Source organism: Actinomyces gerencseriae DSM 6844, from assembly GCF_000429265.1.
GTDB lineage: Bacteria > Actinomycetota > Actinomycetes > Actinomycetales > Actinomycetaceae > Actinomyces > Actinomyces gerencseriae.
This window is the reverse complement of sequence record NZ_AUBN01000010.1, coordinates 49820-72476: the sequence shown is the minus strand read 5'-3', so window position 1 is coordinate 72476 and position 22657 is coordinate 49820. Positions and strand designations below refer to the sequence as shown.

At 70.2% G+C, this 22657-nt stretch carries 21 protein-coding genes and 1 pseudogene; 13 read left to right on the top strand and 9 right to left on the bottom strand.

Annotated elements, in window-relative coordinates; all coding sequences use genetic code 11:
- Positions 1–19: 19 nt before the first annotated feature.
- From G448_RS0104485 to zwf, 5 genes are all read right to left on the bottom strand, one after another.
- Positions 20–493 (bottom strand): RNA-binding S4 domain-containing protein, encoded by a 474-nt coding sequence (locus G448_RS0104485; RefSeq protein ID WP_084436323.1) that lies wholly within the window; start codon positions 491–493, stop codon positions 20–22.
- 9 nt (positions 494–502) lie between these two features.
- Complete coding sequence (locus tag G448_RS0104480; RefSeq protein ID WP_026407021.1) at positions 503–1495, bottom strand: HNH endonuclease family protein; 993 nt, start codon at positions 1493–1495, stop codon at positions 503–505.
- 171 nt (positions 1496–1666) lie between these two features.
- Positions 1667–2446: a 6-phosphogluconolactonase gene (gene pgl, locus G448_RS0104475; protein ID WP_026407020.1), complete on the bottom strand. Its 780-nt coding sequence runs from the start codon at positions 2444–2446 to the stop codon at positions 1667–1669.
- Complete coding sequence (locus tag G448_RS0104470; protein ID WP_026407019.1) at positions 2443–3429, bottom strand: glucose-6-phosphate dehydrogenase assembly protein OpcA; 987 nt, start codon at positions 3427–3429, stop codon at positions 2443–2445. Before G448_RS0104470 ends, pgl begins: the two co-directional genes overlap by 4 nt.
- Entirely contained in the window at positions 3426–4922 is a 1497-nt protein-coding gene (zwf, locus tag G448_RS0104465) for a glucose-6-phosphate dehydrogenase (RefSeq protein WP_245572189.1), read from the bottom strand. The genes G448_RS0104470 and zwf overlap by 4 nt, the downstream gene beginning before the upstream one ends.
- 282 nt (positions 4923–5204) lie before the next feature.
- On the opposite strand from zwf, the gene gndA reads away from it, so the two are divergent.
- From gndA to G448_RS19095, 7 genes and pseudogenes are all read left to right on the top strand, one after another.
- Positions 5205–6692: an NADP-dependent phosphogluconate dehydrogenase gene (gene gndA / locus G448_RS0104460; protein ID WP_026407017.1), complete on the top strand. Its 1488-nt coding sequence runs from the start codon at positions 5205–5207 to the stop codon at positions 6690–6692.
- A gap of 270 nt (positions 6693–6962) precedes the next feature.
- Complete coding sequence (locus tag G448_RS0104455; RefSeq protein WP_026407016.1) at positions 6963–7415, top strand: FHA domain-containing protein; 453 nt, start codon at positions 6963–6965, stop codon at positions 7413–7415.
- On the top strand, positions 7412–8161 hold the full coding sequence (gene ftsR / locus G448_RS0104450) for a transcriptional regulator FtsR (protein ID WP_245572179.1): 750 nt from the start codon (positions 7412–7414) through the stop codon (positions 8159–8161). Before G448_RS0104455 ends, ftsR begins: the two co-directional genes overlap by 4 nt.
- 98 nt (positions 8162–8259) lie before the next feature.
- The gene (locus G448_RS15065) at positions 8260–8766 is read left to right on the top strand and encodes a bifunctional nuclease domain-containing protein (protein ID WP_051268614.1); all 507 of its coding nucleotides are present in this window, start codon (positions 8260–8262) and stop codon (positions 8764–8766) included.
- A 328-nt stretch (positions 8767–9094) separates the two neighbouring features.
- Positions 9095–9613 (top strand): MerR family transcriptional regulator, encoded by a 519-nt coding sequence (locus tag G448_RS0104440; protein WP_034494373.1) that lies wholly within the window; start codon positions 9095–9097, stop codon positions 9611–9613.
- Between the two features lie 51 nt (positions 9614–9664).
- Positions 9665–10138, top strand: a pseudogene (locus G448_RS19100) (aldo/keto reductase); the annotation flags it as partial.
- Positions 10139–10197: 59 nt separating this feature from the next.
- A complete protein-coding gene (locus tag G448_RS19095) occupies positions 10198–10662 on the top strand; it encodes an aldo/keto reductase (RefSeq protein ID WP_342663527.1) in 465 nt (154 codons plus the stop codon).
- Between the two features lie 48 nt (positions 10663–10710).
- Here the strand turns inward: G448_RS19095 and G448_RS0104430 are convergent, their stop codons facing one another.
- Positions 10711–12303 (bottom strand): Hsp70 family protein, encoded by a 1593-nt coding sequence (locus tag G448_RS0104430; RefSeq protein ID WP_026407013.1) that lies wholly within the window; start codon positions 12301–12303, stop codon positions 10711–10713.
- Between the two features lie 10 nt (positions 12304–12313).
- The gene (locus G448_RS15055) at positions 12314–13717 is read right to left on the bottom strand and encodes an MFS transporter (RefSeq protein WP_245572178.1); all 1404 of its coding nucleotides are present in this window, start codon (positions 13715–13717) and stop codon (positions 12314–12316) included.
- A 230-nt stretch (positions 13718–13947) separates the two neighbouring features.
- Here G448_RS15055 and G448_RS0104420 point away from each other — a divergent pair, with 230 nt between their 5' ends.
- The 4 genes from G448_RS0104420 to G448_RS0104405 all read left to right on the top strand — a co-directional run bounded on the left by G448_RS0104420 (position 13948) and on the right by G448_RS0104405 (position 19294).
- Positions 13948–15204 (top strand): inorganic phosphate transporter, encoded by a 1257-nt coding sequence (locus tag G448_RS0104420; RefSeq protein ID WP_026407012.1) that lies wholly within the window; start codon positions 13948–13950, stop codon positions 15202–15204.
- Complete coding sequence (locus G448_RS0104415; protein WP_026407011.1) at positions 15201–15437, top strand: hypothetical protein; 237 nt, start codon at positions 15201–15203, stop codon at positions 15435–15437. The genes G448_RS0104420 and G448_RS0104415 overlap by 4 nt, the downstream gene beginning before the upstream one ends.
- Before the next feature lie 39 nt (positions 15438–15476).
- Positions 15477–17018 carry a glycoside hydrolase family 32 protein gene (locus G448_RS0104410; protein ID WP_026407010.1) on the top strand — a complete coding sequence of 514 codons (1542 nt, stop codon included), beginning with the start codon at positions 15477–15479 and terminating at the stop codon, positions 17016–17018.
- A gap of 176 nt (positions 17019–17194) precedes the next feature.
- A complete protein-coding gene (locus tag G448_RS0104405) occupies positions 17195–19294 on the top strand; it encodes a PTS sucrose transporter subunit IIABC (RefSeq protein ID WP_211227961.1) in 2100 nt (699 codons plus the stop codon).
- A 91-nt stretch (positions 19295–19385) separates the two neighbouring features.
- On the opposite strand, the gene G448_RS0104400 is transcribed toward G448_RS0104405, so the two are convergent.
- Together G448_RS0104400 and G448_RS0104395 are read right to left on the bottom strand one after the other, a co-directional pair.
- On the bottom strand, positions 19386–20396 hold the full coding sequence (locus tag G448_RS0104400) for a LacI family DNA-binding transcriptional regulator (RefSeq protein ID WP_026407008.1): 1011 nt from the start codon (positions 20394–20396) through the stop codon (positions 19386–19388).
- A gap of 100 nt (positions 20397–20496) precedes the next feature.
- Entirely contained in the window at positions 20497–21129 is a 633-nt protein-coding gene (locus G448_RS0104395) for an SGNH/GDSL hydrolase family protein (protein WP_026407007.1), read from the bottom strand.
- A gap of 185 nt (positions 21130–21314) precedes the next feature.
- Here G448_RS0104395 and G448_RS0104390 point away from each other — a divergent pair, with 185 nt between their 5' ends.
- Both G448_RS0104390 and G448_RS0104385 read left to right on the top strand, forming a co-directional pair.
- Positions 21315–21863, top strand: coding sequence for a GNAT family N-acetyltransferase (locus G448_RS0104390; protein ID WP_026407006.1), 549 nt, complete (start codon positions 21315–21317; stop codon positions 21861–21863).
- 160 nt (positions 21864–22023) lie between these two features.
- The gene (locus G448_RS0104385) at positions 22024–22644 is read left to right on the top strand and encodes a DJ-1/PfpI family protein (RefSeq protein WP_026407005.1); all 621 of its coding nucleotides are present in this window, start codon (positions 22024–22026) and stop codon (positions 22642–22644) included.
- Positions 22645–22657: the final 13 nt, after the last annotated feature.

Genomic DNA, 22657 nt, shown 5'->3' with positions numbered 1-22657 from the left:
CGCGGCCGTGGGCGCATCCTCAACGGCCGTCGCCGTCGAGGATGCGCTCGATGTCGATGTCGCTCGGCGCCGCGCGCAGGGCATCGAGCCGACGGCGCTCCTTCTTCGTGGGCCGACCCGCACCCCGATCCCGGATGATGGCCGCCGGCGCGTCCATGGGGGAGGGGCGCGGGGCGGAGACATCGGTGTAGGAGGCGCGCGCGATCGGCGCCCCGACGCGCTTGAGCAGAATGCGTCCGACGATGAGATGCCGGTCGAATCCATCGACCCGGTAGCGGACCTCGTCACCGACCGTCACATGCTGCGCGGGCTTGGCCGGCTCCCTGTTGATGCGCACGTGCCCGGCACGGCACGCGGCCGTCGCCGCGGAGCGCGTCTTGACCTGACGCACGCTCCACAGCCACACGTCGATTCTCGCCGAGACGGGCCCGTCGCCGTCGGCCCCGTCGATGCCCCGGGGCGCCCGCTCGCCCCGCTGCCGCCTGGTACCCATGATCCGATCCTAGCGGCGACGCCGGCTCCGACGACGTCGTCCGCTCCGGCGCCCCATTGCCGGGCCCCGTCCGGCGCGCGTCACCAGGCCCGCCCCGATCAGGGCGATTCCGATGATCGACGCCAGACGGTAGACGGGTCCGGTCCGTAGGACATCCGCGGTGCTTCGGGCGGTGCCGGTCACCCGCTCCAGAACCGACGGAGCACCATCGCCACCCGCGGCGCAGTCTGTCAAGGTGACGCGCAGCGCATCGACATCGGCCTGAGGAGGGCCCAGCCCGTAAGCAGCGGCAACCGAGACGAAGCGGGCGGCGTAGGCGCATCTGTAGGAGTCGTCGGGGGGCCACCAGCCCGGGCCGGCGCCGGCGTCCCATGAACCCGTCTCGGTCGAGCCCGCCGGGCAGGTCGCCGGGCCGCAGGCCGACTTGGCCTGATTCGCCCTCCCATCGACCGCCAGCAGGTTGAGCGGGTCGTTGGCCACCAGGAGGCGCGTGCGCTCGTCCCACGCCCAGGCGCCGTGCGCGTAAAGATAGTTCAGAGGCACCACGTGGTCGATCTGCACGGCCTCGGAGGTGCCCTGCCCGCGCTGGAAGGCGATGACGGATCCCGTATAGGGATCGTGAAGCGTCCCGGACCACACCGTGGCGTCGGGGCACCCCGATGCGCCCTGTCCGACTCCCCCGTCGCGGTCCTGGACGCCATCGGCACGCGAGTAGTCCACCTCATCGAGGTCCCGCGCCAGGATCTCGTTGCGAGTATCGCAGCCGTCTCCATCGACGTCCTCCCACGCCTGGCCGAACCAGCCCGTGCGCGACCCGCCCTCGGCCCAGGAGACGGCGGCCGGGGCGTCCGGCGGGAGCGACTCCAGGGCGGCCAGCGCCTCCTGGGCGCTCAGGACCTGGTCCCCGCGGGCGTCCCATTGCTCGGACGGGACGGGACTCGCCGCCAGAGCCGTTGCGAGGACAAGAGCGGCGCCGAGAGCGTGCAGCGTCGAAGTGGGCATATCAGCAGGTCGGGACGACGATCGGGCCGGACGGGCCGAGCGGCTGGGTTCGCATGCGCTCAGGCTACGCGGCCCGCCGCCCCGCCCGCGTGCCCGTCCACAGGCCGCGGCCGCGAACCGGGCGCGCTCGGCAGCTGTGCACGAACCGTCGGACGGCGCTCCACTGAGCGCTCACCCCTCCAGCCGCCCGGCGGCCGCGTCATCGATGTACCAGGTGGTGGTCAGCCCGCGCGCGCACGACGCCGGGGCCCTCACCGCGTCGGGTTCTCCCAGACCGGCGCGAACCGCCCGCGCCTTCCCCTCGCCGCTCGCGGCCAGCATGATGCACCGAGCCCGGTGCAGCGCGTCGAAGGTCAGCGAGACCCGCTCGGGCGGAGGCTTGGGAGACGAGCGCACCGCGACGACGTCGGCCCCGATCACCCGGGCGGCCGGGTGCCCGGGGAAGAGGGAGCAGACGTGGGCATCCGGCCCGACGCCCAGGTGCACGACATCGAAGGAGGCCCCCTCGGGACCGGCCGCGACGAGCTCCGCGGCCAGACGCGCGGCGGCGTCCTCGACCCCGATGCCCTCCTCGGGGCCGCTCAGGCGGTGGACATTGCCCTCGGGCACGCCGGCCCTCACCAGATCCGCCGCCAGCAGGTCGTTGCGGTCGGTGAGACCGGCGGCGACGAAGCGCTCGTCGCCGAACCACAGGTGAATGCTCTCCAGCCCCTCCCCGGGGCCGATCCCCGCCGCGCCGAGGGCGGCGGGCAGCACGCGCGCCAGCGCGACGCCGGCTGAGCCGCCGGTCAGGGCGAGATGCCCCGAGCCGCGCTCGGCCACCGCCTCGGCGAGAAGCGCCGATGTGCGCGCGGCCGCCAGAGCGCAGGCCTCGTCGAAGGAGGGGCGGCGCACCACGCCCGCGGCCGGCAGGGAGACGGCCCTCTCCTCGATCGGATCGACGGTGCTCACGAACGGGTCTTCCCGGATGCGCGGCGGCACTCGGCGGCGAAGGAGGCCAGAACCTCCTCGAAGACGAGATCGGGAGTGAGCCGTCGCAGCTCCTCGTTCATCGTTGTGATCGGTTCGCGCCTGGGCATGGTGACCAGCTGCGGGGCGCCGCCCCCGGGGCGGGTGATGGTGACCCGCTCCTGATCCGTGCGGGCGATCACGACCTCGCCGGCGGGCGTCGTCACGGTGATCGAGGAGATGCCGCTGAAGCCGGGGACATCGACGCGCTCGACCACGACCCCGGTGCGCAGTGCCAGCCACTGGGTCATGAGCGCCATGGAGGCGTTCTCCGGCTCCCCGGCGATGACCAGGCCCCCTACCGAGCCCTCTCGCAGGATGGGGTCGAGGATCGAGGCGACCATGGCCCGCCACAGCGTGATCCGCGTCCAGGCCAAGTCGATGTCGCCCCGGGTGAAGGACGGCGCGAGCGCCTCGAGCGCCGTCACCGGATGCGCGAGCGCCGGGGTGTTGGTGATGCGGGTGGAGGCCAGCCGCCCGAGCGGGCTCCTCGACGGGCACTCGGGCGGCTCAGTCGGCCACCAGGCCACGACCGGGACGTCGGGCAGCAGGAAGGGGACGACGAGCGTGTCGGTGTGCTCGGCGGCCTCGCCCCAGGGGAGCAGAACCAGTGTCTCACCGGCTCCGGCGTCGTGACCGACCCGGATCTCGGCATCGAGGTGCCCGGGCAGCTCGGGTGCGACGTGCCCGTCGTGCGAGCGGGCCCCGGCCGCCGCCTCGTCGCCCTCATCGGGTCGCACCACTGCGACGATCCGGCACGGATGATCCCTGCTCGCCCCGTGCGCGGCGGCGAGCGCCTCCTCCAGGCCCCGGCGATCGGTGTCGATGAGGAGAGTCAGCACGTGCGAGCCGCCCGCGAGGCCCTCCTCGGCGAGGAGCCTCGAGACGATGCCGTCGGTGGTCGTGGCGGTGAGAGTGGTGATCATGAACGCCTCCAGGTGCGGCCGTCGCGAGCGAGGAGCCGGTGAGCCGACTCGGGGCCCCAGGAACCGGGGCGGTAGCCGTCGGGGGCGCCCGACGCGGCCCAGCGCTCGATGATGGGATCGAGGATCCGCCAGGACAGGTCGACTTCCCGCTGCTGGGGGAACAGCGGCGCGTCGCCGAGCAGGGCGTCGAGGATCAGCCGCTCGTACGCCTCGGGGGACTCCTCGTTGAAGGTGCGCCCGTAGCCGAAGTCCATGGACACGTCGCGCAGCTCGATATGGGTGCCCGGAACCTTGGAGGCCAGCCGCAGGGTGATGCCCTCATCGGGCTGAATCCGCAGGACGATCGCGTTGGCGCCCACCCCGGCGGTGGAGGCGTCGTCGAAGGGCAGGAAGGGCGGACTCCTGAAGACGACGGCGACCTCGGTGACGCGACGGGCCAGCCGCTTGCCGGTGCGCAGATAGAAGGGTACGCCCGCCCAGCGCCGGTTGGCGATCTCCAGCCGGACCGCCGCGAAGGTCTCGGTGCGCGTGTCGGGGGCGACGCCGTCCTCGTCGAGATAGCCCTTCACGGGCACGCCGCCCTGGAACCCGGCGTCGTAGCGCCCGCGCGCGGTGGTGGAGCCCAGATCGAGCACGCCGTGGCGCTCGAGGCGCACGGCCGCCAGGACCTTCTCCTTCTCCGCGCGCACGGCCGGAGCCGTCATGGCGATCGGCTCCTCCATGGCGGTCAGCGCCAGCAGCTGGAGCAGGTGGTTCTGGATGACGTCGCGGGCCGAGCCGATGGTGTCGTAGTAGCCCGCACGAGTCCCGATACCGATGTCCTCGGCCATGGTGATCTGGACGTGGTCGACGTAGCGCTGGTTCCACAACGGCTCGAGCATGGTGTTGGCGAAGCGCAGCGCCAGGATGTTCTGGACGGTCTCCTTGCCGAGATAGTGATCGACGCGGAAGACGTCGTCGGGGCGCACGATCCCGCCCACCAGGGCATCCAGCTCACGAGCGGACTCGCGGTCGTGGCCGAAGGGCTTCTCGATGACCACGCGACGCCAGGAGCCCGGCGACTCGTCGACCAGTCCCGAGGCGGCGATGCGCTGGGTGACCGCCGGGAACCATCCCGGCGGGATCGACAGGTAGAAGGCGCGGTTGCCGCTCGTGCCGCGCGTGGCGTCCAGGTCCGTCACGACGCCGGTCAGTCGGGCGTAGGCGCCGTCGTCCTCGAAGGAGGAGAACTCCACGAAGCGCATGCCGTCGGCGAGCTGGTCCCAGATGGCCTGGTGCCACGGCGTGCGGGCGCCGGCCCGCACGGCCTTCTCCACGTAGACCCGCAGGTCGTCGTCGCTCCAGGAGCGCCGCCCCAGGCCCACCAGGGAGAAGCTCGGCGAGAGCAGGCCGCGATTGGCCAGGTCGTAGATGGCCGGCAGCAGCTTGTGGCGCGCCAGATCGCCGGTGATGCCGAACATGACGAGCACGCAGGGATCGGCGATCCGGGGCATTCGCAGGTCGCGAGGATCCAGCAGGGGGTTGGAACCGGCGGCCGGTGCGACGCGACCGGGTGTCGGGGTGGAGGAATCGTCCACGAGTACCTTCCTCTGACGGTGTGCGTCCCGGACAGGATGCGAGCACCACTAAAGCATCGAGCACCCGGTGGGACAAGAACTCCGCCCGGCCCGGGCGCGCCCTGCTCTTCTCGCGGGCCCTGCGGTACGCTCATTCCCGGATCCATTCGCGCAACCATGGTCGCCCGCCGGTCTCGATGCGGGCGGGGAAGGCACGACATGAGCGACTTCGTCCCGGCTTCCTCCAGTGCCGACATCGGCGTCTACGGGCTGGGGGTGATGGGGGCGAATCTCGCCCGCAACCTGGTCCGTCATGCGCACGCCGTGGCCGTGTTCAACCGCACCGCGGCTCGCACCGAGCGTCTCATGGAGCGTTATGGGGCGGAGGGCGATTTCGTGCCGGCGACTCGCCTGGAGGACTTCGTCGCCTCCCTGAGGCGCCCGCGCGTCGTCATCATCATGGTTCAGGCGGGCGCGGCCACCGAGACGGTCATCGACCAGCTGCGCCGACTCCTCGAGCCCGGGGACATCATCGTCGACGCCGGCAACACCTTCTACAAGGACACTCAGCGCCGTGAGGCGGAGCTGAGCGGGGCCGGCATCCGCTTCGTGGGCATGGGCGTGTCCGGAGGGGAGGAGGGCGCCCTGCACGGCCCGTCCATCATGCCCGGGGGCACGAAGGAGTCCTACGACCGGCTCGGTCCCATGCTCGAGTCCATCTCCGCCCATGTGGACGGCGTTCCCTGCTGCACGCACGTGGGACCCGACGGCGCCGGCCATTTCGTCAAGATGGTCCACAACGGCATCGAGTACGCCGACATGCAGCTCATCGCCGAGGCCTACAGCCTGCTGCGGCATGTCGCGGGACTGGGCGTGCCGAGAATCGCCGAGGTGTTCCGCTCCTGGAAGAGCTCCGAGCTCGACTCGTACCTCATCGACATCACCACCGAGGTCCTCGACCGCCTCGACCCCGCGACCGGTGAGCCCTTCGTCGACGTCGTCGTCGATGCCGCCGGTCAGAAGGGCACCGGCGTATGGACCACCCAGACCGCCCTCGAGCTCGGGACGGCGGTCCCCGCGATCGCGGAGGCGACCTTCGCGCGGGCCGTCTCCTCCTCGGAGGCCGCCCGCGGCGCCGTGCGCGCCGCCGACCTGGACGCCGGGGCGCGGAGGACCGGATCTTTCTCGACTCTCACGTCCGATCACGACCGCACCGTCTTCACCGAGTCGGTCAGGCAGGCCCTGTACGGGTCGAAGATCGCCGCGTACGCGCAGGGCTTCGACGAGATCGCCACCGCCAGCGCCGAGAACGGCTGGAACGTGGATCTGGGCGCGATGGCGCGCATCTGGCGCGGTGGCTGCATCATCCGCGCCCGCTTCCTGGACGACATCACCCGCGCCTACGAGGAGGACCATGAGCCGGCCAGCCTGCTGACGGCGCCCGTCTTCGCCCGCGCTCTGGAGACTGCGCTGCCCGCCTGGCGCGAGGTCGTGGCGACGTCCGCCCTGGCGGGCGTGGCGGCTCCTGCCTTCGCCTCCTCACTGGCGTACATCGATCAGCTCCGCGCGCCGCGGCTGCCGGCCGCCCTCATCCAGGGGCAGCGCGACTTCTTCGGCTCCCACACCTACCACCGTGTCGACGATCCCGAGGGGGTGTATCACGTCCTGTGGGCCCAGGACGGCCGCCCCGAGGAGAAATGGGACTGAGACCGATCCCGCCCTCCCGCACCCGTGAACGCCGTGCGACCGCCGCGGGAGGGCGCGGCTGTGCGACATCGACGCCGTCGGAAGCCTCGGATGAGTCCCGGTGGTTGTTCCGCGCCGCTCGCGGGAGTAGTTTTGCTCGGTACGCGCCATGATGTCCTGACACGTGCCCTGAGCGTACGAAGGCGCGACTACGTTGCCAGTAGTGCGCGCTGCGAAGGTATGGTGTGACCACGCCGGCGCGACCCGCGCCGCCCGACCCGAGGGGAACAGATGCCGAGCACGCCGATCGAGCCGGATCCCAGCACGACCCAGTCCTTCGGTGCCATGGATCTCAGTGCTGATCCGGCCGCACCGCTTATCGGAGTCTCCCAGCAGGACCGTGCCGCGATCACCGCCCTGCCCGCCGGTACGGCTCTGCTGCTGGTTCAGCAGGGCCCGACCACGGGTGCGCGTTTCCTGCTCGACTCGGCCGAGACGACCGTGGGACGGCACCCGCGCGCGGATATCTTCCTCGACGACGTGACGGTCTCGCGCAAGCACGCGATCTTCCTGGCGCTGCAGGAGGGCGGTTTCGCCGTGCGCGACTCGGGCTCCCTCAACGGCACCTACGTCAATCGTCAGCGCGTCGAGCAGGCCGCTCTGCGTCGGGGGGACGAGGTCCAGATCGGCAAGTACCGCATGACGTACCACCCCGGTCCCGTAGCTGGTGCGGCTGTGCAGTGAGTGCCGTCCCCGCGCGCCGTCGTCCCGCTGAGCGCGAGGCGGCCGACGATGCCGAGGCCGTCCCCTGGCCCCGGGACGTCTCCCGCAAGCCGGAGATGAAGATCTCCGAGGTCGTCGATCGGCTCAAGACGGAGTTCCCGGCCCTGTCCCTGTCGAAGGTCCGCTACCTCGAGGGGGAGGGGCTCATCTCCCCTTACAGGGTCGGCAACGGTTACCGGCGCTATTCCAAGGCCGATGTGGAACGGCTGCGCTATGCGCTGACAGCCCAGCGCGACGAGTACCTGCCGCTGTCAGTCATCCGACAGCGGCTCGCCGAGTTGGACGCCTCGCCCCGGGCCCCCGAGCCCGCTCCGATCCCGCGTGTGGTGGCGGCGGACGGCCATGCGGTGATAGGCACCAGCTTGGACGCGGCTTCGCTGGCCCATCACGCCGGCGCCTCCATGGCTCAGCTCGAGGAGCTGGTCGCCATCGGCGTCGTGACGCCTGACGCCCATGGCCGTTTCGACTCGCGCTCCCTGGGCACGGTGGCGCTCGCGCTGCGCGCTCACCGTCTCGGCATCCCGCTGCGCAACCTCCGGTCGGTGCGGACCGCGGCCGAGCGAGAGGCCGATGTCGTCGACCTGGCCGTCCAATACCGGCGAGTGCGCTCGAGCACCGCCGCCGAGGACGCGGCCTCCGAGCTCGCCGGCGTGCTCGCCGAACTGCATACGGCGCTGCTGCACCAGGCGGTCTCGGCACTGGGCTGAGACGCGCCCCGGGATGGCCCCCGGGGACCGGGCCGAGGTCTCGCCCCCGTTTCCCGGACACGGCGCTCGTGCGCCCGTAGATTTGACCCGTGAGCACCATGACACTGATGAGCGTCCGCTCCACGACATCACGGAAGGGGCTAGTCGCCATCCTCGTCGAGGACGGAGGCCCCGCGGTGATCGCGGTCCCCGTCACCCCCCGCGAGGGCCTCCTGCTCAGTGCCGGCGAGCCCACGCACGCCCCGACGTGGATCGACCTCCTCGAACAGGCGTGCCGGGTACTGGGAGGCGAGGTCGATGCCGTCGAGCTCGATGTCGATGCGGATGCGGCGCTGCGCGCTCGCGTGGTGCTCACCCGGGACAGGACCGAGCACCGCGTGCCATGCGCTCCGGCGGAGGCGCTGGTCACGGCGCGTTCCCTGAGGCGCCCCATCGTGGCGAGCGCCAGGCTCCTGCAGCTGCGAGGGCTGGATCTGGACGCCCGGGAGATCCGCCTGCGGTTCGCGCAGTGGCGGGAGGAGCTGGCCACGGCCGTGGTCGATGAGGCGACGTCCCCGGCCTGGGATCGCGATCGTCCGAGCCCACGACACGCGGAACAGAAGTGACGTGTGTGACTCAAAATATGGCGTACATCACTACGCCGTTTCTGCTGGTCTGTCGCAACATCCCTGATATCGAGCCGCAAACAACCACCGCGGTCGAATGGATCTTGACCTCACCTTGAGATTGAGACATCGTTGACAGTGGGACCCGGCGCGCCCTTCGTTGAGCCCCGCGGGCGGTGGCCTTATCGTGGTTCCCGGTCGGGGACGTCCGCCCGATCCCACCACCACGGGGCCCACCCGATGTGATGCCCCCATTCCGACAGGAGCAGGTCAGTTGAGCGCGAACGAAGCCAGCCTTCACGCCCCGGCACCCCAACGCGGTCAGGGGATGCTCTTCGGAGACCCGCTCCCCGAGCTCGACACCAACGCGGGTTATCGCGGACCGATCGCCTGCCGAGCTGCCGGCATTACCTACAGGCAGCTGGACTACTGGGCCCGTACCGGGTTGGTGGAGCCCTCCATCCGGGGGGCCAGGGGGTCCGGCTCTCAGCGCCTGTACGCCTTCCGCGACATTCTGCTGCTCAAGATCGTCAAGCGACTGCTCGACACCGGTGTCTCCCTCCAGCAGATCCGCACGGCGGTCAACGCCCTTCATGAACGAGGGGTGGAGGACCTGACCTCCATCACCCTGATGAGCGATGGCGCTTCCGTGTACGAGTGCACCAGCGCCGACGAGGTCATCGATCTCGTCCAGGGCGGCCAGGGCGTTTTCGGCATCGCCGTGGGACGCGTATGGCACGAGGTCGAGGGCTCTCTGGCCGAGCTCCCCGTCGACCACGCGACCCGGGCGCCGGTGGTCGAGGATGAGCTGGCCAAGCGCCGTGCGGCCAGGCGCCGGCTCGGCTGATCGCGTCCGCGGAGACCGGGGCGGCCCCCTCGCGACGCGCATGGTCCCGTCATGGCCGCCATGACCCAGGTACCGCCGTACGACCACGGACAGGAGAACCCCACGATGAGGATCGGCGCCTCGGACCTCGATGTCTGCCGCATGGGACTGGGCGGCAATGTCTTCGGCTGGACCGCCGACGAGGCCGCCTCGCATCGCGTGCTGGACGCCTACGCCGATGCGGGCGGCAACCTCATCGACACGGCCGATGTCTACTCCGCCTGGGCGGACGGCAATGTCGGGGGAGAGTCGGAGACGATCATCGGCTCGTGGCTACGCGGACGCGGGCGCCGTGACGACGTCGTCATCGCCACCAAGGTCTCCGCCAAACCGGACCGGGGCGGGCTCGCACCCGGCAACGTCCGCACCGCCCTGGAGGAATCCCTGACGCGCCTGGGCACCGACCACGTCGACCTCTACTACGCGCACTTCGACGACCCGGACACGCCTCTGGAGGAGGCCGTGGCCGTCTTCGAGGAGCTCCGCTCCGCCGGCAAGACCCGCTACGTGGCGCTGTCCAACTACACTCCCGAGCGCATCGAGCAGTGGTGCGGCGTCGCGACCGACATGGGGGCCCAGGCCCCGTCGCGCTCCAGCCGCACTACAACCTTCTCCACCGGGGCGACGTCGAGGGGCCCGGGAACCGCGGAGACGTCGCGGCCAGGCACGACATGGGCCTCATCCCGTACTTCTCGCTGGCCGCCGGCTTCTTGACCGGGAAGTACCGACAACAGGGCGAGGCGGTCGTCTCCTCGCGCTCCTCCATGGTGGCCGACTATCTGCGGCCCGAGTGCTTCGCCGTGGTCGAGGCGCTGGCCGAGATCGCGGCCGCCCACGCCACGGAGCCGGCCGCGGTCGCCCTGACGTGGCTGCGCGACCGCCCCGGTGTGGTGGCGCCGCTGGCCTCGGCCCGCACCGCGGAGCAGCTCGCCCCGATCCTGACGGCGCTCACCCTCGAACTCGCACCGGAGGAGATCGACCGGCTCACCGCCCTGTCGGAAGCCGTTTGACCTACCATCCGGCCGCCCGGCATCGACGACTCCACGCGGGCTCCGGGCTCAGGCGGTGCGATGCCCCAGAATGTAGGTGCGGCTGTGGCCATCGCTGAGGTCGGTGAGCGTCACCCGAACCAGACCGGATTCGTCCGCCTCGTAATGCTCCTCCATCTGCGGGCCACCGCCCGTGCGCACCACGGGCACCGAGGACAGGTCATCGATATCGCGCAGGGAGGCGTCGAAGGGGAACAGGACGTCCTCATAGGGCGCGAGCTCGCCGCGAGGCTCCCCGTCATCATCGACTCCCGCGCACTCCACGAACCGGTAGCGTCCGACGTTGTGGACCGCCTGGTAGCGGCGTGTCGCCACAGTGGCGCTGGCCCCGCTGCCCTTCTGTATGGAGTCCTCGGTCAGAATCGCGTCGAAGGACGTGCGCGCGCCACCGTCGGCCTCCCGGAAGACGCCGAAGCCGCGCGAGAGCCGATCCGTCAGCCGGACATCGGCATCGCGATCGGCGGCGATGGCCAGACCGATCGCGGTGGAGGCCCCGGGGTAGGGGGACCGATGGACACGGCGTCCGAACTGCTCGCGAAGCATTCTCGGCACCAGCGGCAGGCCCGAGGCGCCGCCCACGAGGTAGATGCCGGCTATATCGGTCAGATCCGGACCGCCGTCCTCGAGCCGGCCGACCAGGGGCGCCATCATGTCCACACTGCGCTGGATCAGAGGCGCTGTGGCCTCGTAGAGATCCGCTACCGGCAGGACGACGTCATTGTCGAGCACGGGGATGACCATGCGCCGCGACTGCGGCGCCAGGGCCTCCTTGACACCGCGGCACTGGTCGAGGAGATCACCGAGCTGCGTCGCATTCAGAACGGCCTCGTCCACGGACGCGCGCGCCAGCGCCAGCTGGGCCAGGATGAGATCGACGTCGTCACCGCCGAGATCACCCAGTCCTCGAGAGGCCAGCACCTCGTGGGCGGCGCCGTTGACATCGACCAAGGAGGTGTCGAAGGTCCCTCCGCCGAGATCGTAGACCAGTACCCGCGTGCGCCGGGAGGACACGGTGGACGCCTTGCGGTGCGTGTACTCGAAGCCGGCGGCGCTGGGCTCGTTGAGCATGGCGGTCACATGGAAGCCCGCCGCTCGGAAGGCGTCGAGCGTGAGCAGGCGCTGGGCCCCGTAGGCGTGCGCGGGCACCGCCACCACCACGTTCGCGTCCTCGCTGCCGGGATCGGCGCCGTCCAGCACCCCGGACATGGCCAGCCGTTGACGCAGGTCCGTTAGGAAGGAGACGAGCACCTCGCCGATGCTCAGCGTGCGATCGCCGAGGGTCACGGTGCTCGAAGCGCTGACCGACGGCGCCGCCAGGGCGCGCTTGAGGCTGCGCAGGAGCGGGGCGCCCTCCCGGGCGGCCCGGCGCGCCCGGAAGCCGTGCACCAGACCGTCCTCGGTCAGCGCCGTCAAGGACGGGTAGTAGTCGTGGGAGTCGCCGTTCGTGTCGGTGAAGGACAGAACGGGATAGTTTCCTCGGTCGGCGCGGGCGACGACGGTTCGAGTCGTGCCCAGATCGATTCCGAGATCCAGGTGAGAAGGGGCCGGGGCGCGGCCTTTCCGGGATTTGGACGAGCGCGTGCTTCCACTTCGGGCTGCCATGGTCCGAACCTTATCGTTGCTCCCCCCGTGTAACAGTCAGGGCGCGCTGAGGCGTCTGCCTCGTCTCACTTCGCCGTTGGCGAGCGCTCGACCCCGCAGGTCGATGCCGACGCGGGCGTAGGCGCGGGGCATAGCCACCCAGGCCCACGCCCCGCCGACAACGCCCAGAAACGCTGTTCCCCCGCATCCCGGCGACCAGCCCGAGCGTCGCCGTCAGCGTCGAGACGACGAAGGGACCGGCCGCGGCACCTATGTTCCCGATGCCCTGCCACCACCCCAGGAACCGCTCGCGACCGGTGGTCGGAGCGAGATCGGCCCCCATCGTCATGACAATGCCCGAGCCGAAACCATTGCCGAAGCCCATGAGGCAGGTGCTCACCACGAAACCGATCGGGGAGGTCCACACGACGACCAGCATCAGGGAGGCCCCCATCAAGAACAGGGCCGGCAGGATGCCGGCCAGGCGCCCGTGACGATCCATCCACCTGCCCGAGGGCAGGAACATGGCGACATCGACCAGGGCCCCGGCCGCGAAGGTCGCCGAGATGAGGATGTCGCTCAGGCCCAGGTGCGCGCCCCACAGCGGTACGAGCACGGTCCGATTGGTCCGCAGCAGCTGCAGGCAGGTCATGGCCACGGCGACGGCGGCGGTCGCGGGCAGGTCGACGCGCGTGCGCGCGGGCTCAGTCGAGTCGCCGGCGGACGGGGCGGTGGTCCCGCCGACGGCTCGGGCGCGCGCCGTCTCAGCGGCGCGGCGCGCGCGACGAAGCTCCCGGGAGGGCAGCGCCCGTGCCAGCACCAGCCACATGGCGCCGAGCACCATGACGATCTGGAACGCGAACGGCCCGCGCCGGCCGGCCGCCAGAATGGCGAGCGAGCCGATCGCCGGGCCGACCAGGACGCCCAGGCGCATCATGCCTCCCAGGAAGGACAGCGCTCGGGCTCGGGCCCACGGAGGAACCGCGTCGGCGACGTAGCCCTGTCTGGCCAGTGCCCACAGGTTCGCGGCGACCGCCTGCAGGACGACGCCGACCACGAAGATCGCCACCGCGGCGGCCGATGGCGCGCTCATCGCAATGAGGATGCCGATGGCCGCGACGACCGCCATGACCGTGCCGGCGGCCATGGCCCGCCTGCCTCCCACGCGTGCGACGACGCCTCCCGCGACAGGCGCCGAGACCACTCCGACGACCCCCAGCAGACCGATGACCAGGGCCGCCGCGGGTCGGGACATCCCGACGTCCATGGCCGCCAGCACGAGGACCGGCTGGATCGCGCCCGAGCCGACGGCGAAGACCGCGGTGGGCGCGTAGACGCTCGCGGCCAGCGCCCGCAGGACCGGACCCGCGTCGTCATGGCGCGAGGAGGAGCCGGAGGGGGTGCGGCGACGAGGGCGACGGCGGGACAGCGGCATGATCCCATCATCCTCCCCCTCCTGCTCCCGGGCCTGCGAGGGCGATGCCGATCGCGACCGGCGCCATCGGGGGGCAGGTGAACAGTTGGTGAACACTCGGAATCTCGCTGTCGAGTGCAGTCGGTCGCTGGTAACAATGAGGGTGGGCCGTGTTCATGCGACCCGGATCCCGCCCCGGTCGGCATCGGCCGCTCCCGGGGCCCGATCCGCTCACCTGACCGAGAGATGGTATGAGTACAACACTCTTCATCGTGGTGGTCGTTGTCATTACGGCGCTGGTCTTCGACTTCACCAACGGATTCCACGACTCCTCCAACGCCATGGCGACTTCCGTCGCCACGGGGGCCTTCACCCCCAAGCGCGCTGTCTTCGTCGCGGCCGTGCTGAACGTCATCGGCGCGACGCTCTCCACGGAGGTCGCCAAGACGATCTCCCACGGCATGTTCAACGACGCGCTCATCGAGGCGGCACCCGCGATGGTCTTCGCGGGCCTCGCCGGCGCGATTCTGTGGAACCTGGCCACCTGGCTCTTCGGCCTGCCGTCCTCCTCCTCCCACGCGCTCTTCGGCGGGCTGATCGGCGCCGTCATCATGGCCGCGGGCCTCCAGGGCGTGCATTGGGGCACGGTGGTCTCCAAGATCATCCTGCCCGCGCTCATCGCCCCGTGCGTGGCCGGAATGGCGTCGGCGCTCGCCACCTGGGTCGCCTATCGCATAGCCCGCCCCACCGATCGCTTCAGCCAGACGATCTTCCGCAACGGGCAGCGGATCTCGGCCTCCATGGTGGCCCTGGCCCACGGCACCTCCGACGGCCAGAAGACCATGGGCGTCATCACCCTGGTCCTGATCGCCGCCGGATACCAGGAGACGGGCACCGGTCCCCACTGGTGGGTGGTCGGCGCAGCGGGACTGGCCATCGGTCTGGGCACTTACTCCGGGGGCTGGCGCATCATGCGCACCATGGGCAAGGGACTGGTCCACATCGACCCGCCGCAGGGCTTCGCCTCCGAGACGACCTCGACCGTGGCCATCCTCGCCTCCTCGCACCTGGGCTTCGCCCTGTCGACCACCCACATCTGCACCGGCTCGATCCTCGGCACCGGAGTGGGACGGGGGGCGAAGGTGTCGTGGGGAACCTTCGGGAAGATGGGCATCGCCTGGCTCGTCACGCTGCCCTGCGCCGCGGTGGTGGGCGCACTGACCTCCCTGATCGCGGTCAGGGGCGGCGTTCTCGGCACCATCGCCGTCATCGTCCTGCTCCTGGTCGGAGCATGGCTCATCATCCGGCAAGCCGGTCATAACCGGGTCGACTTCTCCAACGTCAACGACGCGGACTCCGTCGTCGTGGCCAGGCAGTCCGATCCCGAGCTCGGGCGCGCCCCCAAGACCCTCAACGAGGTCAAGGACGAGCTCGTCAGCGCGGCGGCGATCACCAGCACGGCCGCTCCCGCCGCATCGCAGGCACCACGGAAGGAGAGCATCGTATGAGCATCGACTGGGCGTCGCTCGCGCTGGTCACGGTGGTGACCGTGCTCGTCACCAGCTTCATCCTGGCCATCACCTCCTCGGCGGCCCGCATGCTCGACGAGGCCCACCTCAAGCGTCTGGCCGGAGAGGTCAAGGGTCTGCACGCCGCCGAGCTGGCGGCCGGCTTCTTCCTGGCGCTGGCCCTGGGCATCATCGTCTTCGGCCTATGGCTCATGATCCCGTACTACCACTGAATCATCTTCGAACCACCGGGAAGTTGATAACCTCTGCCCATGGCGGAGGATCTCATAGCACTCGCTCGAAAGGCGATGGCCTCGTCCCGTGCGGGGCAGGACCCGGACTACCCCCGTTTCCATCTGGCTCCGCCCGTGGGACGCCTCAACGACCCCAACGGCCTGCTCGTCGACGGGGACACCTACCACGCCTTCTACCAGTTCGGGCCCTTCCACCCCCGACGCAAACTCGTCTTCTGGGGGCACGCCTCCTCGCACGACCTGCTCACCTGGGAGCAGCACGATCCCGCGATCATCCCCGATTCCCCCTACGACCGCAGCGGGGCCTACTCGGGGAGCGCACTCGTGCTCGCCGGCGACGAGGCGGCGCACGCGCCCGATCACGCCCGTTTCCAACTGTTCTACACCGGCAACCTCAAGGATCCGACGACCGACGCCCGCATCTCCACCCAGGCACTGGCCAGCAGCCGGGACCTGGCCCGTTTCACCAAGTGGCCCGGCAACCCGATCATCGATCGCCCGAACGGCTACACGGCGCACTTCCGCGACCCGCAGGTGTGGCGCGACCCCGATGCGCCGGGCACCTTCCGAATGGTCGTGGGCGCGCAGCGCACGGACCGGACCGGCACGGCGCTCCTGTACCGGTCCGCGGATCTCGTCTCATGGCGCTTCGAGGGCGAGCTGAGCTTCCCCGACGCCCACGGCGCTCTCGACTCGCTCGGCTACATGTGGGAGTGCCCGGGCATCGTCCGCGTGCCCGACGAGGCGACGGGGACCGAGCACGACGTGCTCATCTTCTGCCCTCAGGGCATTCGGCCCGACGAGGAGGGCTACGAGAACATCTTCCCCTGCGTCTACACGGTCGGGCGGCTCGTGGGCGACGAGCTGCGCGAGTGCAGCGGCGAGATCCGCGAGATCGATCGGGGCTTCGAGTTCTACGCCCCGCAGGTCTTCGCGCGGCACCCCGCGCGGCCGGGACCGGTGCTCCTCATGGGGTGGGCCGGCAACGCCGAGGAGGACGACCAGCCCAGTGCCGACTCCGCAGGCTGGGTCCACACCATGACGGTTCCCCGCGTGCTCACCCTGCGCGACGGTCGCCTCGTCCAGCGTCCGGCGACCCCGCTGCCCGACGACGCGGCGGAACTCGAACTGGCCGGGGCGCCGGTGACGGGGGAGACCCGGGTCTCCGAGCTGCGGGGACACCGCTCCTGGCATCTCGAGCTGGAGGCCGAGGCTCTGGAGACGACGGGGGACAGCGGTCGTTGGGGCCTGCGCATCGGGGACGAGCCGTGCCACGTCGATATCGACCTGACGCTCTCCGCCTCCGGGACGCACCTGGTGGTCGACCGGACGACGTCGAGGTACGCCCGGCACGGCGCCAGGCGACGGGTCACCGCGTCCCCGTCGATCCGCCCGCGCCTGGAAGTGCTCCACGATCGATCGATCACCGAGATCGTCGTGGGGGACGGCGATATCGTCTTCACCCTGCGCAGCTTCGTGCCCCCCGACTCCTCGGGCGCCACCGTGAGGACCGACGGCATCCTGAGGCTGCGGAGCGCCCGGGCACGACCGCTCGACTGAGACCGAACTCCCGCAATTCTCATGCAGCGCTTGCGATGTGACGGCCGCGACGGTATTGTGACAGTCGTTTGACATAGGTCTGGACGCTCGGGTCCCACAGTTGTTTCCCACGCGTTCATCGCCCTGAGGCTCATCGCCGAGCGCCCAGGCCCCAGAGAAAGGAATCCCGGGTGGCCATGGATCACGCCCGAGTGGCGAAAGACGTCCTGACGTACGTCGGCGGCGCGGAGAACATCAGCGCGGCGGCGCACTGCGCGACCAGATTGCGCCTCGTCCTCAACGACATGGACAAGGTGGACCAGAAGGCCCTGGACAAGGATCCCGACCTCAAGGGGACCTTCATCGCGGGCGGCATGTTCCAGATCATCGTCGGCCCCGGTGATGTGGACACGGTCTTCTCCGAGATGATCACCACCGGCGGCGTCAAGGAGGTCTCCAAGGACGAGGCCAAGGAGGTAGCCGCCAAGGGCGGCAACCCCGTCTCCCGCTTCATCAAGACGATCGCGGATATCTTCGTGCCGATCCTGCCGGCTCTGATCGCCGGCGGCCTCATGATGGCCCTCAACAACGTCCTGACCGCCGAGGGCCTGTTCGGCGATCAGTCGCTGGTTCAGCGCTGGGACTGGCTGGCCGACTACGCCGATCTGATCAACATGATCTCCTCGGCGGCCTTCGCCTTCCTGCCCGTGCTCGTGGGCTACTCCGCCGCCAAGCGCTTCGGCGGCAATGTCTACCTGGGCGCCGCCATGGGCGCCGCCATGGTCTCCACCTCCCTGCTTCCGGCCTCCTCCATGAGCGACGGCACGGCGCGCGCGAACTTCTGGATCTACCACGGGACCACGCAGTGCGTGATCGGGCAAACGGACTGCGACATCACCAGCGCCGTGGACCACTGGAGCCTCTTCGGCCTGCACGTGGACAAGATCGGCTATCAGTCCATGGTCATCCCCGTGCTCTGCGTGGCCTGGATCATGTCGGTCATCGAGAAGTGGCTCCACAAGCGGTTGTCCGGGACCACCGACTTCCTGCTGACCCCGCTCCTCACCCTGCTCACGACGGGATTCCTCACTTTCGTCGTCGTCGGTCCCCTGACCCGCGAGCTGTCGATCTGGATCACCGACGGTCTGGCCTGGACCTACAACACCCTCGGACCGATCGGCGGGGCGCTCTTCGGCCTGGTCTACTCGCCGATCGTGGTGACCGGTCTGCACCAGTCCTTCCCCGCCGTGGAGCTGCCGCTCATCTCCGAGATGGGGAACGGTGGTCCCGGTTCCTTCATCTTCCCCATCGCCTCCATGGCGAACGTCGCTCAGGGCGCCGTCACGCTCGCCGTATTCTTCAAGGCCAGGGACGCCAAGATGAAGGCCCTGGCCGGCGCCGGTGGCGCCTCGGCCGTCATGGGCATCACCGAGCCCGCCATCTTCGGTGTCAACCTCCGCCTGCGCTGGCCCTTCTACATCGGCATGGGAGTCGCATCCCTCGGCGGCGCCGCAGTCGCCCTGCTCGACATCCACTCCCAGGCCCTGGGAGCCGCCGGTTTCATGGGCTTCGCCTCCATCGTTCCCGAGGACATCCCCAGGTACCTCCTCCTCGAGGCGATCGTCTTCGTCGTCGCCTTCGCCGCCGCCTACGCCTACGGCTCCACCCGCGGCCACGCCTCGCTCGTCGGCGATGCCGATGAGGTGGACGAGACCGCTCTCGAGGCCGAGGTCCTGGCGGCGGACGCGGCCCCCGTCGAGCTGCCGGAGGGGGCCGCCGAGGATCTTTCCGTCACCTCTCCCGTTCAGGGCCGCGCCGTGCCCCTGTCGGAGGTCGAGGACCCGACCTTCGCCTCCGGCATGCTCGGCCCGGGCGTCGCGGTCGCCCCCACCGCGGGCCCCGTGGTCTCGCCGGTCGACGGCGAGGTGCTGGTCGCCTTCCCGACCGGCCACGCCTACGGGCTGCGCTCGGCCAGCGGTGTCGAGCTGCTCATCCACGTCGGCATGGACACCGTCGAGCTGGACGGCAAGCACTTCAGTCCCAGGGTCAAGGTCGGCGATACGGTCCTCCGCGGTCAGGTCCTGGTCGACGTCGACTGGGCCGCGGTCAGGAAGGACGGCTACGAGACGGTGACGCCGATGGTCGTGTCCAATGCCGCATCCTTCGCCGGGATCTCGGATGAGCGCACGGGAGAGGTCGAGCGCGGCGATGCGCTCTACGTCGTGGAGCCCGCTGCGCAGGCGCCAGATGCTCCGGAGGAGTCGGCCGGCGAGAAGGCCGAGGTATCCCAGGAGTAGAGGGGCCCGGTGTTCTCCGCCGCCGTTCCTCCCCGATGAATCAGGGCAGCTCCTCCTTCGTCGCCGCGGTGCCCGCGGCCGGAGAGCCGTCTCAGGTCGTGATCCCGGTCAGCAGCCGGATGGGCAGGGGGGCGGGGGAGTGGCTCTCCGCCTCGTGCGGCTCGACGCCCTCGGCACGGGCGTCGATCTGCCCGAGCAGGACATCGACAGCGCACAGGGCGAGATCGTCGATGGGTTGCTGAATGGTGGTGAGTCCCGGCAGCGCCCGGCGCATGGCCGCCGTGGCATCGAAGCCGACGACCTTGAACTCCTCGGGCACCCTGCGACCGCGCTTCCGGGCCCACTCCAGGACCGCGGCGGCCGTCAGGTCGTCGGTGGCGAAGACGGCGTCCACATCGGTGGGCATGGAGTCCAGTACCGCCTCGGTGAGCCCGGCCCGTTCGGAGTCGGGAGTGTGGAAGTCGACCGTGCGCACAACCGGCTCGACTCCGTTGTCCAGCAGCACTGCGAGATAGCCGGCCTCCCGGCGGTTGTGCGGCCCCGACCGCGAGGTGAGCAGTGCGGGCCTGAGCGCCCCACGCGCCAGCAGGTGCTCGGTCGCCAGACGCCCGCCCGTCTCATTGTCGCAGGTGATGTTGGGGATCGTGGGGGACAGGAGCCTGTCGATGGTCACCAGCGGCATGCGCACTGTTCGGTACTCCGGCAGGCTGTCATTGTGCGCGCCCGAGATGATGCCATCGACCCGATGCGAGACGAGCAGATCGAGATACTCCCGCTCGCGATCCGCCCGGCCCATCGAGTTGCACACGAGGATCCGGTAGCCGTGATCCGCCAGGGCGTTCTCGACCTCGGCCGCCACCTCCCCGAAGAAGGGCAGGGCCACGGTCGGCACGATGACACCGATCGTGTGGGTGGACTTGCCGTGCAGCGCCCGCGCGACCTGATTGGGCCGGTAGTTGAGCTCGGCGATCGCCTCGGCGACGCGGTCCTTCGTCTCCTGGCTGAGGTAACCGCGGTTGTTGAGCACGCGAGAGACCGTTGTCAGGGAGACGCCTGCGATCTGGGCGACATCAGCGAGGGTCGGCTCTCGGCGCGCGCTCATCATCATCTCCTCGGTTTATCAGAGCAAGCATTATCCAAGCCCGCGCCGGGGTGGCATCACCTGACGCGAGTCGGGAAGCAGGGAGACGCGCTCGCTGAGGTCATGCACGGCACAATGCGGGTACAAAGCCCTCATAGTAGCCGATCATGGCGCGCGCGATGGCGGCATGCCCGGCGTCGTCGGGATGAATGCCATCGGCGCAGAGCCTGTTCTCATCGTCGTTGATGGTGGTCGTCATGATATCGGTCGATGTCAGTCCGAGCTCCGTGGCCCGTTCGTGCACCATGCGCCTCACGACGCCGAAACGCGGTCCGGTGCCGAGCGCCGGGAGGCAGGGGGCGACGACGACGGGAACGCCGCGCAGCCGCGCGGCGAGGAACGACAGGTCGTGATCGACCGCCTGCCTCACGAGCTCGAGCCGGGAGGGCAGGAAGGCGGCGTCGTTCAGGCCCAGGCATACGGTCACGACGTCGGGCTCCGCGCGCTGAACCGTCTCGAGCCAGATGATGTCCCGGCAGGACGGAGAGCGGCCCCCGCCGGGCAGGCGCCCGCCGCGGCAGGCGAAGAAGCCCATGCCGTCAGCGGCGAGATTCACCTCGCGCCACCGCAGATGCTCGCAGACCAGAGAGGTCCACCGGTTGCGCGGATGGGTGACGGCCCGCCACCCGGTGGTGATGGAGTCCCCGAGGAAGACGGCAGTGGGAAAGGGGCGCGAGCGGGGCACGGAGGACACGTTCCGACCATAGGCCGATGAGGCGGTTCAGCGATGACAGCGCGGCGCCTGATGTCGGGGACGTCACCTCCTGCCCGTAATGACATAATGTACATTATCGGATTTGTGTGAAGGCGGCTCATGGCAGCAGAGCGGATGCAGATGGATTCATTGGAGGGCGCGACCGCGGGTCTTACGGTGGGGCCATGACCAGCCCTCCGACCGAGCCGCACAGCCTCAGCGGAGCCGTCATCCGTCCCGCCGTCATCGCCGATGCCCCTGCCATCCGGGGCATTCGCAACGCCGCCGTCCGGGACTCCCTGGCGATCTGGACCAGCCGGGAGCAGGATCCCGACGAGGCCGCGACCTGGCTCGAGCCGCGGATCGCGCGCGGGACCGCACTCGTCATCGCCGGGGATTCCGGCCGATCCGACAAGCAGGTTGTCGGCTTCGCCGTCGCGAGTCCCTGGCACCCCTACGACGGCTATGCCCGCACGGTCGAGGACTCGATCTACCTCTCGCCCGCGGCCCGAGGACGCGGGCTCGGCACCGGGCTTCTGATGGCGCTCCTCGAGGCGTGCCGCGCGGCGGGCGACCGCACCATGGTCGCCCAGATCGAGGCCGGCGGCGCCGCGTCGATCCGTCTGCATGAGAAGGCGGGATTCGCCCTCGTCGGCACGATTCCGGCCGCCGGGCAGAAGCACGGTCGTCTTCTCGACCTCACCCTCATGTCCCGGCGGATCGACCGGCCGTGATAGCGCGGAGCCGAGGCACCCGGCGTCTTGCGGATCGCCTTCACGATGACGATGCCCGAAGCCGCCGGTTGCCCGGAGGGCCGCTGCGCCGGCGCTACTGGATCGACCTGCGCACGAGCGCATAGTTGCGAGGACGACGCGGTCGCGTAGGGTCACCGATGTGGCTGGAGTTGATGCGCGCACGGTCTCGGTGATCCTCTTCGACGGGTTCGAGCTGCTCGACGTCTTCGGACCCGTCGAGATGCTCTCCCTGACGCCGGGTATCACAATCGACTACACGGGTCCGGCCGCCGGGCCGGTGACGAGCTCGCAGGGCTGCGAGGTCGTGGCGGAGCGCGGATACGAGGAACTGGTCGACCCGGATATCGTTCTCGTGCCGGGAGGCGTCGGGACACGTGCGCTGGTCGACGACGAGGGGTTCCTCGATCAGCTCACGGCGATCGGCCACCGGGCCGGCCTCGTCGTCTCCGTGTGCACCGGCTCGGCGCTGCTCGCAGCGGCCGGCCTGCTCGACGGCTACCGAGCGACGAGCAACAAGCGATCCTTCTCCTGGGCCAGCAGGTTCGGCTCCTCGGTGGCATGGGAGCCCCGGGCTCGATGGGTCCACGACGGTGACCGGTGGACCTCCTCCGGCGTGGCCGCGGGCATGGACATGGCGGCGGCGCTCATCGGCCAGCTCCACGGCGCCGAGCGGATGCGCGCGGTCGTGGAGCGGATCGAGTACGAGCCTCGCACCGACCCCGACCAGGATCCCTTCGCCTGGATCCACGGCCCGCAGTGAGGCCGGCGGGGGC